Source organism: Brevundimonas sp. LM2 (assembly GCF_002002865.1).
In the GTDB taxonomy this organism is placed as follows: Bacteria; Pseudomonadota; Alphaproteobacteria; order Caulobacterales; family Caulobacteraceae; genus Brevundimonas.
Genome location: NZ_CP019508.1, coordinates 3,464,430 through 3,478,929, shown reverse-complemented (window position 1 = coordinate 3,478,929; position 14,500 = coordinate 3,464,430). Strand labels below are relative to the sequence as shown.

The following is a 14,500-nucleotide window of genomic DNA, read 5'->3' as shown; positions in this document are numbered from 1 at the left end:
CCATGCATCCCTTCTTCAAGCCGAAGCGACGCCTGAGCGCCTCGCCGGACGCCACCCCCTACCAACGCGCCGGCCAGGTCTGGGACGACCGCATGGGGCTCTCCATTGCCCACGCGCGCAACTGGCGCCGCATCGCCCTGGCCAACCTGGGACTGGCGGCCTTCCTGGGAGCCGGCTGGTGGGTCCAGGCGGACCGGGCGCTCGTGCGTCCGTTCGTGGTCGAGGTCTCCGACTGGGGCCAGACCCAGCGGATCACCGCCCTGGACGGCCGCTATGAGCCGACGGAGGCCCAGACCGGCTATGCCCTGGCGCAATGGATCCGCGACGTCCGGTCCAAGTCCATCGATCCGATCGTCATCCGGCAGAATTGGCTCCGGGCCTATGAACTTCTGACCCCCGGGGCCTCCGGCTTCCTGAACGATTGGGCCCAGACCCACGACCCCTTCGCCGAGGCGGGACGCGAGGCGATCACCGTCGAGGTTCTCAACGTCGTGCGACGCAGCGAGAGGACCTTCGACCTGCAGTGGCGCGAGACCCGCTTTCTCAACGGTCAGCAGGCCGGCGCCGAACGCTGGCGCGCCCTGATCACCGTCACCCAGCAACCTCCCAGGACCGAGGCGGAGCTGATGAAAAATCCCCTGGGCCTTAAAATCGAGGACGTATCATGGACCCCCGACGCTTCCTGAGCACGGTCGCCCTCTGTCTGCTGACAGGCGGCTGCGCCCTCCTGCGACCCGACGCCGGCGCCGCCCCGCCGACGGCGCGTGTCGCCCCCTTGGCTGCGGCGGCCGCGACGGCCATGCCCGCCGTTCTCGCGCCTGCGGTCGACACCGACGCCGCCCCGCTGGGTCCGGACCCCGCCGATGCCTCTCGCGCCTCGCCGACGGGCCCGGGTCCGCGCCCCTACCTCGCCGAAATCGAAACCGCCCGCGCGCCCCTCCGCCGCGCGGTCGATCGACCGGCTGCCACCGAGCCGGTGGGTCGCCCGGCGATCGCCGCCGCCAACCGGTCTGCGCGGGCGGCCTCCAGCGAGGATGCCTTCGTCGGCGGCGTGCGCGTCTTCGCCTGGGGCGAGGGTCGGGTCTACGATGTCTGGACCGCGCCGCTCCGCGTCACCGCCCTGACCCTGGCGCCCGGCGAGACGGTCTCGGCCAAGGCGGCCGGGGACACCGTCCGCTGGCAGATCGGCGAGAGCCAGTCGGGCGCCGGGTCGAGCACCCGCACCCATGTCCTGATCAAGCCGCTGCAGACGGGCCTGGAAACCAATCTGGTGATCACCACCAGTCAGCGGGTCTATCTGCTGACGTTGCGCAGTGGGGCTGCGGATGCCTTCAACGCGGCGGTCGCCTGGGACTATGGCGCCGCCGGATCGGCCCCACTGGATCCGATCTCCGACGGCCTGCCGCCGGTCGATGTCTCGGTGGTCAGCCCGCAGGGCATCCCGGACACCCGGTACCGGATCGAGCCCCGGGGGCGCGCGCCCCGCTGGACGCCGACGGCGGTCCTCAATGACGGCGTCCGCACCTTCATCACCCTGTCGTCGGATGCCGAGACCGACGAGGCGCCGGCCCTGTTCGTCCGGTCGGGGGAGGACCTCCAGCTCGTGAACTACCGCCAGGCCGAGGGCGTGCTGATCGTGGACCGTTTGTTCGACGAGGCCGAGCTGCGACTGGGTGACCTGCGCCCGCAAGTCGTGCGTATCCGTCGCCTGGAAGGAGCGGCGCGATGACCGATCGCCCCCCTCCAAACGACAGGGCAACGCCTCCGGACGCACCCGATACGCCTCCCACGCCAAAGGCGCCGCCGCCGCCGCTGATGGGGCGTGCGGCTCGCCCAAGCGCGGTCCGCATCCGCAAGCCCGTCGTTCAGGCCATGGTGTGCGGCGCGGCCCTGCTGCTCTCCGCCTCCCTGACCTGGGCCTTCATCATCCAGCCGGATCTCAAGGCCAAGGCCCGCGACGCGGCCGAGGCGGACCGTCCTGACGAAGCCCGGGGCGGGGTCCGTCCGTCCGACCGCGTCACCGAACAGCCCGCCAGCTACGATCGGCTGCCCACTGGACCCGAGGAACTCCCCGCACCGCGCCGGCCGGGGCAGGGGACCCGGACCGACCCGTCGATCGCCGCCCCGGCGCCGATCCCGGCCGCGCGCTCCGGTCCGACGCGCCCACCGTCCGCCCGAGGACCGGGGCCCGCCCAGCAGGCGGCGGCCTCGGGTCTCTTCTTCGAGGGCGGCGCGCGTCCGTCCGCCTCGCCCGATACGAGCAGCGCGGGGGCGGCGCAGGATGCGACCAGCCGGGACTACGGCGCGATCTACAGCCCCCACGGCCTGGTCGCCCCCGTTTCGCCGTATGAGCTGAAGGCCGGCGCCATCGTGCCCGGCGTCCTCCTCACGGCGGTGGACACCGCGCGGCCCGGACCCGTGGTCGCCACCGTCACCCAGAACGTCTTCGACTCCATCACCGGTCGCCATCTCGTCATCCCCCAGGGCACGCGCCTGATCGGTCGCCACGAGGGCGACAGCGCCCATGGCGACCGCCGGGCCTTTCTCGTGTGGGACCGGTTGATCCTGCCCAACGGCAAGAGCCTGATCCTGACCGAGGAGCCGGGGGTCGATGGCCAGGGCGCCGTGGGCGTCCAGGGGCGGACCCAGCGCCGGCTCTGGTCGCTCGGGGTCGCCAGCCTGTTCGCGGGCGCCATCACGACCCTCGGCGAACTGGCCCGGGGCCAGTCGGATGACCGCTCGGTAATCGCCAGCGCCGGCGACGCCGCCTCGATCGAGGCCTCCCAGGTGGGCGGCCGCCTGATCGACCGCGAACTCGGCGTGCGCCCCTCGATCCAGGTCCGGGCCGGGGCGCCCGTCCGGGTGATGATCACGCGCGACCTGATCCTGGAGCCCTACAGCCGATGACCCGCCGCCACACCCTCTTCGCCCGCCGCATCCTCGCTTTGGCCCTCGGCCCCGCGCTCGCCCTGGTCCTCCTGGGCGGGGCCATGACCGACAGCCCGGCACCCGCGATCGTCAACGAAAGCCCCAGCCTGCCCAAAGGTCTCTATCTCCGGATCTCCGACGCTGCGCCCGTGCGCGGGGCGGTCGTGACGATCGCGCAGCCGCCGGCTATCCGCGCCTACACCGCCCGGCTCGGCATGCCCGCCGACGTCCGGCTGATCAAACGCGTGGCCGCCACCGGCGGGGACGCGGTCTGCGCCGATGGCCGATGGCTCGTGGCGCCCGGACGATTGCTCCCGGTCCATGCGAGGGACCGTGCGGGGACCGTCTTGCCCGTCTGGCGCGGCTGCCGCCGGCTCGAAGCCGACGAACGCTTCCTGCTGGGCGATACGCCCAATAGCCTCGACAGCCGGTATTTCGGGCCGGTCCGCACCGTGCGGATCGAGGGCGTCTATCGGGAGGCCCTGACATGGTGAGGCTCATGGCCCCAGCGCGCGCCAGCGCCGCCCTCGCCCTGGCGTTCGCCGCCGGCCCGGTTGACGCCCAGACTCCCGTCGACTGGCGCCGCGCCGGCGGCGACCTGTTCGCGGACGCCGCGCCCGAAGGCCCGCCCAGCTCATCCCCCGAAACCACAGAGGCGACATCCGCCCGCCTCGCCTCGCCCCTGCAGCCGTACGGCCTTGCGATCGCCGACGCCGCCGAACGGCATGGCCTGGACCCCAAGCTTCTGCACGCTCTCGTCATCGTCGAGAGCGCCTATCGCGCCGAAGCCTGCTCGCCGGTCGGAGCCTGCGGACTGACCCAGCTGATGCCGGGAACGGCCCGGGATCTGGGCGTGAGCGACCGGTTCGATCCGCTCGAGAACCTCAGGGGCGGGGCGGATTACCTGGCCCGGCAGATGTTGCGTTTCGGCGACGTCAGGCTGGCGCTCGCCGCCTATAATTCGGGTCCCGATCGCGTCGCCCGCCTCGGCCGGATCCCGAACATCACCGAGACCCGGAACTATGTCTCGTCTGTCGTGGACTGTTACCTGGCCCTCACGGCGGGGCGCGGCGTCCGCTCCTCGCCCGAATGCGCCCGGCCGGAGGACGGTCGATGACGCCCGAACCGACCCCGCCCACCCCTGCCGCGCCCGGCCCGCTCGCCGATCATCTGACCCGGGCGCAGGCCTCGGCCTTCCTGGAGGGCAGGGGCATCCGCATGAAACCGACGACCCTGGCCCGCGCCTATTCCACGGGGTCGGGTGGTCCGCCCTGCCGTCACATCCGTAACAAGCCCTACTATCCGCTGGACCTTCTGGCCGCCTGGGCCGAGGCGCAGATCTCGGCCCCGGTCGCTTCCTCGAGCGAGCGGCAGCGGCTAAGGCGCGAGGCTCGCCGACAGGAGGCGACCCATGGCCGCTGATCGCCCGACCCTGGAGGACCTGCTGGACGATCCGGCGGTCAGCTATCCGCTCAAGGCCGTGTTGCTGGTCTGGCTCGGCCGCGACCCGGTCGACGCCGCCAACGACGCCGCCGTGCTGTCGGCGGTGATGGAGGATCGTGCGGCCCGCGTCCTGGAGGGGCGTCATGGTCCATGACGGCGGACTCGATCGGTTCCTGCCCTGGCGCAAGGTGCACGACATCACCGGCCTCGGGCGCACGACCGCCTGGCGGCTGCGACGCGCCGGCGATTTCCCCCACCCTGTGCCGATTTCGCCGGGCCGGGTCGCCTGGCGCGAACGCGACATCGCTCTGTGGAACGAGACACGGGGGACGCCTTCGGCGATGGCGCGGGCTCCTGTCGCAGCGGTACCCCCGAGGCCGACCCGGCGCGCGCCCCAGACCCAGGTCATCGACAGCGCGCCGCCACCCCTGCCTCCGCTCGCCGACCCGCCTCGGCCGATGCCTGAGCTCGCAAGACAGAGGCGACCCCGCAGGCCCGATAAGGCGATCGCCGAAGGCCAGCTCGGCTTCGACTTCTGATGCGCGCGGCCACAGCTCTCACGAACCGCTACTGCGCTGACGACATCGGTCTTCGGCATGAGCTGGCGCTGGCACCTGCGCGGGCCATACCCCGCAGTTGATTTTGAAGTCCAGCTGGGCAACTTGGCTGTGATGTCCAAATACGATCCGCTCCTGACCTATCTCAAGCGCCAGAAGACCGACGCGCTCGAGCTGAGTTTCCGCGAGATCGAGAACCTCATCGGCTACCTCCTCCCCAACAAGGCCGGGCAGCCAGGGTGGTGGGCGGAGGCCGACGGGGACGCCCCGGCCCGTGCCGTCCAGCAGAGGGCCTGGCGGGACGCCGGATATAGCGCCCGCCTGCTGCCCTGCCACGACCGGGTCGCCTTCCAGCGCAGGAGCGTGTGACGGCAGGGCCCGCAAGCCGTCGCGGCGATCTCCGGAGTCAGTCGGCGTCGGCTGCCGCCCTCAACGCCGCCAGCCGCTCTTCGCAGACCGAGGCCACAAGGTCAGCCAGGGCCCTCGCCGATGCTGAGAGCGCCTCCAGGTCCTCCAGGCCGATGTCGTACTGATCGCCGTACCGCGCCTCCACATAGGCCCGCTTCAGCATCTCGAACCGTCGCCGCTCAGGCCGCCCCTCGCGAGGCCAGGCCGCCGTCAGCCGATGATCCACGTCCTCCGCCAAAGACCTCAGAAACTTGATGTTATGCGAGCGCGGAAAATAGAAAGTGTGGACGAGGAGAATGCAGACGTAGGCCGTTTCAACGGCCTGATGCAGGTTAAATGCCGCCTTCTTTGGCCAATCGCCGAGGTTACCTTTCGAAATCGCGTAACTGGCAAGGTCCAACCACTCACGCGTGGATGCCGAGTACTTCGTTAGATACCGCGCCGCCATCTTCGCAGCATCTTTGGCCGTCATTGGCTGCGGACGCGCGAATGGAAACCCCGGGAGTTCGTAGAGGACGATCCCGTCCCGGATGATGTCGGTCCAGAAATATTCGCCCCGACTCAGTGCCTGGTTCACCTCTGTCATCGTATGGACGATGAGGTTGGCCGTCCGGCCGACTGCCGGGTCGCGCAGGATCTTGTCCTCGGCGACGAACCAGTAGTCGTGAACGTTGGTCAACTTTTCGTGGTTTACGATCACCAGGAGATCGAAGTCCGAGAGGTAGCCGTTGTCCGGCTCGTCCACCCAGTCGGTCCGCGCATAGGACCCGAACAGGATGATCTTGAGCACCTTGCCGTCACGCCGCCAGGACTGGGTGCCGCCGCCGCCGCTGTGGATGGCAGCATCGAATTCCGTCAGCAGCGTCGTCCGGACGCGCTCCAGCTCGTGCTGCTGGCGATGAGGCAGATGATCCAGATCAGCCCGCACGGCGACCCTGCCTCAAGGTCACGCGGTCTGCTCGATCGCTCACGGTGATTGTCTTTTGGGTTCGCATCTACGCCTCAACTCACGTTCCAGAGTCTAGCACCGCAGACCGGTCAAGCGCCAAGAGGGAAGGGTGTCCGCCGGACCGTTGAGAACACCTGAGATTGGGTGCGCCGGTGCCTTTAGCGCAAGCCTGGACATAGCGCCGGCCAGCCGAGCGGACAGGCTCACTCTCGCTTGCTCATGTTCGCAAAGCAACCAAGGAGCCTCGGCCACCGTCGTCGGCCGCTTATCGCTTTCCTAAGTCACCGTCGTCCTGCCGCGCTGACCCTCGCGCTTGGCGGCCAACTTGACCATGTCAGCTTTGCGCCATGAACGGACCTTCAGTTCAGCACCAAGAGCGGTCATCCACCCGGCTTCCATGGAGCTGTTTGCCGCTGGCGGGTTGATCGCGTGCTAGCCGCAGATCCGATTCTTCGCCGAGCGAACTTTAGCGCGGCAGGGGCGGCACCTGGGCGACGACCACCTCGCGCGTCCCGCGGTCGATGCCATAAAGGACCCTCGGCTCGGTCCGGTCCCATGCCCACCCCTGACCGGCGAAGCCGACGCGGTAGGTCGCGACATGGACCAGTCTGGAGCCGGCGTCCGGCAGGCGCATCACATACAGCTCCGGCGCATCGTGCCCGGTCATGTAGATCAGGCCGTCGTCTCCCCATCCTCCGCCGGAGGTCGAGGTGGGCGCCATCCGCGCCAGGACCTCGGCCGGGAAGGTCCAGCCCTGGGTCCGTCGCCACTGGTCGTCGAATCGCACCAGCTGGCTGTAGCGATGGTCGCGGCCCGGTTCGCCGCCCCGGTCGTCGTAGTTGGCGAAGGCGGCCCACCAGGCGCCGTCGTGCCAGTCGACCCAGGTCAGGGACCCGATCTGTTCGCCCAGGCTGACGGACCGACGATGCTCCAGCGTGACCGGATCGAAGAATTCGACGGAGCTGGCCATCGGCACATGGGGATAGTTGGAATGGGCGCAGACGAGATCCTCGCCGACGATCAGACAGGCGTTCAGATGCACGAACTGTGTGCGATCGCCGGACCACTCCGCCAGCTTGCGCCCATCCGCCTTGGCGTAGCGGCCCAGCCGGGTGTTGACGATGGCGTAGAAGTCGTCGCCGTGGCCCAGCGCCGCCTGGCCGGCCTCGGCCGCCGGATAGCGGCGCAGTTCGACGCTTTCATAGACCGGTGCGGGCGGCGGCGTCGGGATGGGCCGCTCCTCCCGGCGCGGGAAATGCTGGAGGACCGGCGGCTCCAGCGGCGCGCCCGGGTGCGCCGGAGCCAGGGTCTGGGCCAGGCTCGGCGAGGCGCAGGTCAAGGCCGCGCAGGCCCCGATCACGAGGGCGGAGCGGATCATCGGCGGGCTGCCGGCCGGGCGGCGCGGCGGGCCAGATAGGCGATCAGCGCCTCGGGCTCGTCGGTCTGGATCATGCTGGCGCCGAGGTCGATCAGATGGCCCCAGTGCGCTTCGGGATCGGCGGCGGCGTCCGCGTCCACATGCCCGGCGGCGTGGGTCGGGCCGAGAGTGTTGATCCAGGCGCGACGACCGGCGGCCTTCAGGGTGCGCACGCTGGCGCTGAAATAGGCCTCGTCGCGGAACAGCACCTCAGCCGCGACCGGCGACAGGGGGTCGTAGGGGGCAATGGCGGCCGCCATGGGCCCCTGCCGTTCATCCACGATCGGCATGAACAGCGCGCTCCGGAACAAGGCGGGGAAGGGCTGGCCCGCTGCGGGAACCACCGCCGTCTTCATCAGGACGTGGTCGGTCAGATCAAGCCTCTCCAGCAGCGTGCCGACCTGATCGAACACCTCGGCCTTGGCGTCGACATTGATGAGGACCCCGTCCCGAGCCGCTTCCAGCGCCTCCTCCAGGGTGGGGGGCGCCAGATCGGTCAAGGCCGCGCCCGGACCGCCGGCCCCGGTGCGAAGGCGCAGGGCCTGGATCTGCGCGAGAGTCAGATCCACGACCGCGCCGTGGCCATCGGTGGTGCGGTCGACCGTCGCGTCGTGCATCAGCACCAGGTGGCCGTCGCGCGTGCGTCGCACGTCCAGCTCGACCATGGCCACGCCCAGCCTGCGGCAGGCGGCGATGGCGGGCAGGGAGTTCTCCGGAGCGTCCTTCCAGCAGGCGCGGTGGGCGATCACCAGCACCGGCCCCGCGGGGTCAGCGACCAGGGCACGCAACGCGGCGATGCGATCCGCGCCGACGTCAGCGCGCGCCTGCGCCTGAGCCTTCGCCTGGACGCGGCCCGGCCATGCCGGGGCGGCCGCGGCGATGACGATCGCCAGAGCGGCGGTAAGGGAAAAACTTCGCATGACAGCTCCTGGTGTCGAACAGGGTGATGGACGCGACGGCCAAGACCCCGTGGGAGAGGTCCCGGCCGTCGCCGACGGATCAGAAACGCATCGCCACGCCGGCCCAGAACTGGCGGCCGTAGAAGCTGACGTCGGTCGCCAGTTCATAGGTGCGCCCGCCGGATTCGACGTTGCCATAGGTGATCTTCTCGTCGTCGATCAGGTTGCGGACCTCGCCGATCACCTCGAACCGGTCGCTGATGGCGTAGCGGGCCTGCAGGTCGACCTGGTGCGAGGCCTCGAGGATCCGGTCGTTGGCCGGGCTGCTCCCCGCCGACGCATAGGCGTCGCCGACATAGGCGTAGCTGACGCGGCCGCGGAAATCGCCGCGCTCGTAGAAGACGGCCAGATTGCCGAGGAAGTCCGACTGGCCCGGAAGGAAGTCGACGTTCCGGCCGACGCCGTTGGTCCCCAGCAGGCTCGTCTCCGCGTCCAGCCAGGTGGCGTTGGCCGAGACGCCGAAATCGGCGAGGACGCCCGGCAGGAAGTCCAGCCGGTTGCGGATGAAGTTCAGCTCCAGCCCGCTCACCTTGGCATCGGCGGCGTTCTGCGGCTGGGACACGTCCACCGTGACGCCGTCCACGAGTTCGCGCGTCAGCAGGGTGTAGATCTCGTTCTCGATGGATTTGTGGAACACGCCGACCGAGATCAAACCGCCGTCGCCGGGCAGATAGTATTCCAGCGAGGCGTCGTAGGACTGGCCTTCGCGGGCCAGCAGGTCGGGATTGCCGCGCGAGATGCCGCCGTCCGGATTGACGGTCTCCGCCCCGCCGAGCTGGCTCGGGTTGGGGCGGCCGACGCCCTTGGAATAGGCCAGCCGCAGCTTCACGTCGTCGGTCACGTCATAGGACAGGGTCGCCGACGGCAGGAAGTTGTCATAGTCGCCCGACTGAGAGACCGCGGAGAAGTCGCTGAGGTTGGCGCCCGTGCCGGTGCGGCGGATGCGGTCGATGTCGGTCTCGGTCTGTTCCCAGCGGCCGCCGAGGATGAGGCGGTGGCGCTCGCCGCGATGCTCCGCCAGGCCGTAGACGGCCAGGACGTCCTCGGTGACCACCCAGTCCGAGCCGATGGTGTTGATGTTGGTGCTGGCGGTGTTGACGGTGAAGGCGGCGCGGTTGGCCTTGAAGAAGGTGTCGAAGGCCGAGTAGTCGAGGAACAGCTGGTTGAAGCCGCCCGCGATCGGCTGATAGTCGGCGCGGCGCTCGAAATTGTTCAGCGTCAGGGGCGCGGTGCCCGTATAGGCGCTGTAGACCGTCTGGGTCCGGTCGTTGTCCCGCTCGGTCTGGCGCAGCTTCACCCCGGTCTGGAAGCCCCAGCCCCGGCTCTGGGACTCGCGATTGTAGGCGTAGTCGGCCTGGGCCTCCCGCACCGTGTCCTTGGAATCGTCGATGTAGGGGGCGAAGGACGAGAACCGGTACTGGGTCGAGTCGGTGAAGCGCGGATCGATGTTCGTCGCATAGACGATCCGGTCGCGAAGCGCCGTGCTGAACGTCGGGGCAGCCCCCGAGAGGTTGAACTGCAGCTGGCGCGAGTCCTCCAGGAAGGTCGCGTCCGAATGCGACACGCGCGCCGTGATCCGGTGCAGCTCGGCCGGGCTCCACTTCATCTGGGCCTGGATCACCGTCAGCGGCTTCTCGAGGGGGAAGTCGTTGAAGCGCACGAACGTCTGGCCCGCCGTGGTTGCGAGCTGATGCGAGAGGCGCAGCTCGTTGTCGTCCTGCTGGTAATGCGACAGGGTCAGGCCCGCTTGGAATGCGTCGGTCGGCTTGTACTCCAGCTTCAGCGTCGCCCCATAGCGATCGACCGTGTTGGGATAGCCCTGGTAGAGGGCGCTGACGCCGGCGGGGGCCGGGGTCGGCGTGCTGGAGGTGACCGTGCCCGAGGCGCCGAAACGCTCCTGGTCCCGGCGCTTCTGGCTGTAGTTGGCGCTCAGCAGGACGCCGAACTGGTCCTGGTCGCCGAAGGTCGTCGAGACGGTGCCGTCGACGCGATAGTTCAGGCCGTCGTCGCTGTCGCGGCTGTACCCTTCGCCGGGAACCGCCGTGGAGTTCGAGCCGCCGATGAAGGCGTTGGCGACGGCGTAGAGCCCGTTGTGGTCGAAGGCCGACCGCGTGCGCAGGTTGACCAGTCCGCCGATGGCGTTGCCGTCGGCGTCGGGCGTGCGCGACTTGATGACTTCCAGCCCGCCCACGGCGGTCGACGGGATGGCTTCCATGTTCAACTGTCGATTGCCGCGCTCGGCCGTGGCCAGGGTCGCGCCGTCGAGGCTGCCCAGGGTGTAGCTGGGGTTCAGGCCGCGCACCGAGACGTAGCGGCCCTCGTCCTCGTCGAACACGGTCTGGACGCCGGGAACGCGGCGGAAGCTGTCGGCGATGTTGTAGTCGGGCTGCTGCCCGATATCGTCGCTGGTCAGAAATTCCGCGATGCGCGGATCGTCGCGCTTGGTCGCCACCGAGCGTTCGTTCTGGGCCCGGTAGCCGAGGACGACGATCTCGTCGACCTGGCTGGCCTGGCTGTCAGCGGTCTGGGCCGACGCCGGCGCGACCAGCCCCCCGGCCAGACCGGCTGCGCTCACAGTCGCGAAGAGAATTCCATAACGATTCAAAGTCATTTTTGAAGACATGAGTCCAACCCCCAAGAGAAACGGCGGCGGACCCTTAGGAGGAATTGATGACCGATTTACAACTGGTTTGCTGGTTGCATGACTCTTATCGTCGCGCGCTCAATTTTGCTAAACTTAGATGCGTTTGTCAGGATTAGTTCACACTATAATAATGCCCGCTGCCCGTGTTGACTTGCCATCGACACGTCCTTCAACTGCGTACGTCAGCCGGGCCACGCTCGCGACGGGACCGGACAGGAGGACGATCATGGCTCTGCGATCGCGGCGCGCGGCGACGGCCGCACTGGTGTTCGGCACGGCCCTGGGGCTTCTCACGATGAGCGGTGCCGCGGCGTCGCAGGACGCCGGCCAGCCGACGCCGAACGCCGCCGGGGCCGCGCGCGACGCGGACGTCGATCTGGCCTACCGGCCGCTGGCTGGGCCCTCGCCCCTGCAAGATTTGAACTTCTATCTCCTGACCCTGTTCGAACAGTCGCCCGAAGCGCTGGCCGCCCTGAGCGCCGATGCCGATCTCGAGGCGATCCGGAACGCAGCGGCCGGGCGCGCCCGCACCGCGGCCGCGGCGTGCGAAGCCGTCCTGGAGGCCGCGGCCGAAAATCGCGTCTTCGAGGGCCCGGCCGCCTGCGCGCCCGAGGCCCTGCGATGGACCGACGACGAACGCGCCCGGGCGGCCGCGGCCGTCGGCCGGGTCTACGATCGCACCCCGGCCGTGCGGCGCCTGGTGGACGCGCACATGCGGCCCTCGGGGCGTTTCCATCGCGACGCGGCGCTGGACGATCGCGCCCTGCTGGTGCGCGCGTGGACCGAGGCGCAATCGTCGATCGACCGCATCATCCGGGTCTATGCTCTGGGCGAGGCACCGCGATACGCGGACATCGACTCGGTCATCTATCCGGTCGACGGCCGTTACTATCAGGGCCTGCTGGGCCAGTTGATCCGCGAGGTCGCCCGCCGGGCGGACCAGCCGGGCCCCGCCTATGACCTGTCGCGGGCCTTCGCCCTGGAATTGATGGACGCCAACCTGCGGGACGATGCGGTTCGGCAGAGCGACCTGCAGGATCGCGAGAACGCCGCCACGATGGCCCGTCTGGCCGGGGTCCGCTGGAGCGACTTCCCCTATGCGGCCATTCTGGTTCCCGGCTATTCGCCCGAGGTCGCCTATGAACCGCTGAACCCGGCGGCCCGGATTCGGCTGCGGCGCGGCGTCGAACACTATCGCGCGGGCCGGGCTCCGGTGATCATCGTCTCCGGGGGAACGCTCCGGCCCATCGGCACCCCGTTCAACGAGGCGTTGCAGATGAAGCGTTTCCTGATCTCTCATCACGGCATCCCCGGCGACGCCATCCTGATCGATCCCGTGGCGCGGCACACGACCAGCAACATGCGCAACGCCGCCCGGCTGATCTTCAGCATGGGATCGCCGCGCGGGATGAAGGCGCTGGTGTCGGGCCAGGTGACCTATATCGCCAGCGCCATCTTCGCGGCCCGCTGCGTGAACGACTATGGCTACGTACCCTTCGTTCTGGGGCGCCGACTCGACTTCGATACCTATGAGTTCGCCCCGGTCCTGACCTCGCTGCATCGCGAGGCCACGGACCCGATGGATCCATGACCATCCGTCCCGCCTCATCGCTTCGCCTTCGGAAGATCTGACTTGAGCCCTCGCCCCGACATGAGCGTGGTCGCCTGGCTTTCGCGCGAAGTCCTTCCGCACGAGGCGGAGGCGCGGGCGTGGATCCGCTCCACCTCGGTCAGTCCGGCCGAGGAGGACGACATCATCCAGGAAGTCTATTGCCGCCTGCTCGAGCTCGGCGACGCGGTGGCCGAGGCCCAGCCGCGCACCCTGTTCCTGCGGGTGGTTCGCGAGGCGACCCAGGATCATCTGCGCCTGACCCCGGTGGTCAGTATCGACATCGCCAGCATCATGGACGAGCTGGAAGCGCCCGAGGCGATCAGTTCGCCGGAACGGATCGCCAACGACCGGCGCATCCTGGCCCAGGTGGGCGCGGTCATCGCCACCTTTCCGAGCCAGTGTCGGCAGGTTTTCGAGCTGCGGAAGATGTGGGGTATGAGCCAGAAGGACGTTTCGCGGCGGCTCCAAATCAGCGAGAAGACGGTCGAAAAGGAAATGACCCTCGGTCTCAGGCTCCTGATGCAGGCCCTGGCCCGCAAGACTCTCCCTCAGACACAGTTAGAACGGACTCCAGGTACGCATGCCGACGCTGCATCATCACGGCGAGATCGACGCGGAAGCGGCGGACTGGGCGGCACGGGTCGACGCGGGCGCGATAAGCCCCGATGAAGCCGACCGGCTCGATCTCTGGCTCGGCGCAGACCGCCGCCACCGCGGGGCGTTCGCGCGCGCCCAGGCCATCCTGCATGCCGCCGGCCAGTTGAACTCCAACGACGTCCGCGCGCCCCGCCGGGTGATGAATCGGCGCGCGCTGCTGGCCGGCGGCGGCGTGATGGCGGCCTCCCTGGCGACGGGCGCGGTCTACCTGACGCGTCGCGATCCGGTCCTGCGACTGCGCACCGGGGCGGGCGAAACCCGCCGCATCGCCCTGGATGACGGCTCGACCGCTGTCCTCGACAGCCGTTCACGCCTGGATGTCGCGCTTTCGAGCGCGACACGGCATTTGACGCTGGACGCCGGGGAGGCTTGGCTGTCGGCGACGGCCGACGCGGTCCGCCCCCTGCGTCTGGACGTCGGCGACCTGCACGCCCGGGCCGCTGCGGCTGTGGAACTGGTCGTGCGCCTTCGGGACGGCGAGACCCGGCTGACGATCGTGCAGGGGGTGGTGGAGGCCTGGACCACCGCCGCGCCGCGGGATGTTCGCCGGTTGGGCTCCGGCGCGGAGCTGACGCTGGCGGACGCGACCCGGTCGATCGCGGTCGGCAAGGTGGAGGCGGATGCGCTCCAACGCCGGCTCGGCTGGCGCGATGGCCTGCTGATCCTCGACGGCGAGACCCTGGCCGAGGCGGCCCGCGAGTTCAATCACTACAACGACCTGCAGATCGACGTCCGCGGCGACTCGGCCGATCTGCGTGTCGTCGGGGCCTTCCGCAACACCGATCCCGAAGCCTTCGCCCGCACGATGCAGGATCTGTTCGGCGTCGGCGTTCAAAGACTGTCGGGTCGGATCGCCATCACCGACGCGCGGGGCGTGTCGTGAAACGGTCGTCCAAATCCCCGAAATAGAGCCGCAGTCCGCTCTC

Annotated in this window: 16 protein-coding genes; 12 read left to right on the top strand and 4 right to left on the bottom strand. The window is 69.3% G+C overall.

The genetic code is table 11. The annotated features are described in order from the left end of the window. The first annotated feature begins 2 nt into the window (after window positions 1-2). The 9 genes from trbF (at window position 3) to BZG35_RS16990 (ending at window position 5,297) form a co-directional block, all read left to right on the top strand. Window positions 3-686, top strand: a complete 684-nt coding sequence (gene trbF, locus BZG35_RS17030) for a conjugal transfer protein TrbF (protein ID WP_077357515.1) — start codon at window positions 3-5, stop codon at window positions 684-686. Further along, window positions 665-1,729 carry a TrbG/VirB9 family P-type conjugative transfer protein gene (locus BZG35_RS17025; protein WP_077357513.1) on the top strand — a complete coding sequence of 355 codons (1,065 nt, stop codon included), beginning with the start codon at window positions 665-667 and terminating at the stop codon, window positions 1,727-1,729. The genes trbF and BZG35_RS17025 overlap by 22 nt, the downstream gene beginning before the upstream one ends. 86 nt (window positions 1,730-1,815) lie before the next feature. Further along, complete coding sequence (locus tag BZG35_RS17020; RefSeq protein ID WP_150126086.1) at window positions 1,816-2,907, top strand: TrbI/VirB10 family protein; 1,092 nt, start codon at window positions 1,816-1,818, stop codon at window positions 2,905-2,907. After that, window positions 2,904-3,422, top strand: coding sequence for a S26 family signal peptidase (locus tag BZG35_RS17015; RefSeq protein WP_253189213.1), 519 nt, complete (start codon window positions 2,904-2,906; stop codon window positions 3,420-3,422). The genes BZG35_RS17020 and BZG35_RS17015 overlap by 4 nt, the downstream gene beginning before the upstream one ends. Before the next feature lie 5 nt (window positions 3,423-3,427). Next, a complete protein-coding gene (locus BZG35_RS17010; protein WP_253189212.1) occupies window positions 3,428-4,045 on the top strand; it encodes a lytic transglycosylase domain-containing protein in 618 nt (205 codons plus the stop codon). Beyond that, window positions 4,042-4,350, top strand: a complete 309-nt coding sequence (locus BZG35_RS17005) for a hypothetical protein (protein WP_077357507.1) — start codon at window positions 4,042-4,044, stop codon at window positions 4,348-4,350. Before BZG35_RS17010 ends, BZG35_RS17005 begins: the two co-directional genes overlap by 4 nt. Then, complete coding sequence (locus BZG35_RS17000) at window positions 4,340-4,525, top strand: hypothetical protein (RefSeq protein ID WP_077357505.1); 186 nt, start codon at window positions 4,340-4,342, stop codon at window positions 4,523-4,525. Before BZG35_RS17005 ends, BZG35_RS17000 begins: the two co-directional genes overlap by 11 nt. Then, window positions 4,515-4,910, top strand: coding sequence for an AlpA family transcriptional regulator (locus tag BZG35_RS16995; protein ID WP_077357503.1), 396 nt, complete (start codon window positions 4,515-4,517; stop codon window positions 4,908-4,910). Before BZG35_RS17000 ends, BZG35_RS16995 begins: the two co-directional genes overlap by 11 nt. Before the next feature lie 123 nt (window positions 4,911-5,033). Further along, window positions 5,034-5,297 (top strand): hypothetical protein, encoded by a 264-nt coding sequence (locus BZG35_RS16990; protein WP_371454822.1) that lies wholly within the window; start codon window positions 5,034-5,036, stop codon window positions 5,295-5,297. A 37-nt stretch (window positions 5,298-5,334) separates the two neighbouring features. Here BZG35_RS16990 and BZG35_RS16985 read toward each other — a convergent pair whose 3' ends face one another. The 4 genes from BZG35_RS16985 to BZG35_RS16970 form a co-directional block, all read right to left on the bottom strand. Next, window positions 5,335-6,264 (bottom strand): nucleotidyltransferase and HEPN domain-containing protein, encoded by a 930-nt coding sequence (locus BZG35_RS16985; protein ID WP_077357501.1) that lies wholly within the window; start codon window positions 6,262-6,264, stop codon window positions 5,335-5,337. A 487-nt stretch (window positions 6,265-6,751) separates the two neighbouring features. Continuing rightward, window positions 6,752-7,663, bottom strand: coding sequence for a hypothetical protein (locus BZG35_RS16980; RefSeq protein WP_216351868.1), 912 nt, complete (start codon window positions 7,661-7,663; stop codon window positions 6,752-6,754). Continuing rightward, window positions 7,660-8,622, bottom strand: coding sequence for a glycerophosphodiester phosphodiesterase family protein (locus tag BZG35_RS16975; RefSeq protein WP_171982008.1), 963 nt, complete (start codon window positions 8,620-8,622; stop codon window positions 7,660-7,662). The genes BZG35_RS16980 and BZG35_RS16975 overlap by 4 nt, the downstream gene beginning before the upstream one ends. Window positions 8,623-8,701: 79 nt before the next feature. After that, on the bottom strand, window positions 8,702-11,236 hold the full coding sequence (locus BZG35_RS16970; protein WP_171982007.1) for a TonB-dependent receptor: 2,535 nt from the start codon (window positions 11,234-11,236) through the stop codon (window positions 8,702-8,704). A 295-nt stretch (window positions 11,237-11,531) separates the two neighbouring features. Here BZG35_RS16970 and BZG35_RS16965 point away from each other — a divergent pair, with 295 nt between their 5' ends. From BZG35_RS16965 to BZG35_RS16955, 3 genes are read left to right on the top strand one after another with little or no spacing between them, the layout of a single operon-like run. After that, complete coding sequence (locus tag BZG35_RS16965) at window positions 11,532-12,896, top strand: YdcF family protein (RefSeq protein ID WP_150126085.1); 1,365 nt, start codon at window positions 11,532-11,534, stop codon at window positions 12,894-12,896. Between the two features lie 60 nt (window positions 12,897-12,956). Then, on the top strand, window positions 12,957-13,586 hold the full coding sequence (locus BZG35_RS16960; protein WP_077357493.1) for an RNA polymerase sigma factor: 630 nt from the start codon (window positions 12,957-12,959) through the stop codon (window positions 13,584-13,586). Further along, window positions 13,498-14,457 (top strand): FecR domain-containing protein, encoded by a 960-nt coding sequence (locus tag BZG35_RS16955; RefSeq protein ID WP_077357491.1) that lies wholly within the window; start codon window positions 13,498-13,500, stop codon window positions 14,455-14,457. The genes BZG35_RS16960 and BZG35_RS16955 overlap by 89 nt, the downstream gene beginning before the upstream one ends. Window positions 14,458-14,500: the final 43 nt, after the last annotated feature.